This is a genomic window from Arthrobacter sp. 9V (assembly GCF_902506065.1).
Taxonomy (GTDB): domain Bacteria; phylum Actinomycetota; class Actinomycetes; order Actinomycetales; family Micrococcaceae; genus Arthrobacter.
Map to the genome: position 1 here is coordinate 604,831 of NZ_LR732912.1, position 1,074 is coordinate 605,904.

Sequence of the window (1,074 nt, forward strand, 5' to 3'; positions counted from 1 at the left end):
CTCACCGCCGAGGGCCCGCTGAACCTGGACGAGACCATCTCGCGCGCACAGTTCGAGCAGATGACCTCCGACCTGCTCGACCGCACCACGAAGCCGTTCAACGACGTCATCAAGGAAGCCGGTGTCTCGGTCAACGACATCGCGCACGTGGTGCTCGTCGGTGGCTCGACCCGTATGCCCGCCGTGGCCGAGGTCGTCAAGTCGCTGACCGGTGGCAAGTCCGCGAACCAGGGCGTCAACCCGGACGAGGTCGTCGCCGTCGGTGCCGCGCTGCAGGCCGGTGTGCTGAAGGGCGAGCGCAAGGACGTCCTGCTCATCGACGTCACGCCGCTGTCGCTCGGCATCGAGACCAAGGGCGGCCTGATGACGAAGCTCATCGACCGCAACACCGCGATCCCGACCAAGCGGAGCGAGACCTTCACGACCGCTGACGACAACCAGCCGTCGGTCGCCATCCAGGTCTTCCAGGGCGAGCGCGAGTTCACCCGGGACAACAAGCCGCTCGGCACCTTCGAGCTCACCGGCATCGCCCCGGCTCCCCGTGGTGTGCCGCAGGTCGAGGTCACCTTCGACATCGACGCCAACGGCATCGTGCACGTGTCCGCCAAGGACAAGGGCACCGGCAAGGAGCAGTCGATGGTCATCTCCGGCGGCTCGTCGCTGCCGAAGGAGGACATCGAGCGCATGGTCCGCGAAGCCGAGGAGCACGCCGCCGAGGACAAGGCACGTCGCGAGGCCAACGAGCGTCGCAACCAGGCCGAGCAGCTCGTCTACTCGATCGAGAAGCTCATCAAGGAGAACGACGAGAAGCTCCCCGCGGACGTCAAGTCCGAGGTGCAGGCCGATGTCGACGCGCTCAAGTCCGCTCTTGCGGGCGAGGACGACGACGCCGTGAAGACCGCCTTCGACAAGCTCAACGAGTCGCAGGGCAAGCTCGGCCAGGCCATCTACAGCCAGCAGGACGCAGCAGCCGGCGCCGCCGGTGGCGAGCAGCCCGCGGGTGAGCAGCCGGCCGACGACGAGGACATCGTCGACGCCGAGGTCGTGGACGACGAGGACGACAAGGACAAGAAG

1 protein-coding gene is annotated in these 1,074 nt (G+C 67.1%); it reads left to right on the forward strand.

Translation table 11 applies throughout. The annotated features are described in order from the left end of the window. Positions 1 to 1,074 (forward strand): Hsp70 family protein (locus tag BACI9J_RS02875; protein WP_159733095.1); only part of this gene is annotated, 1,074 nt, incomplete at both ends.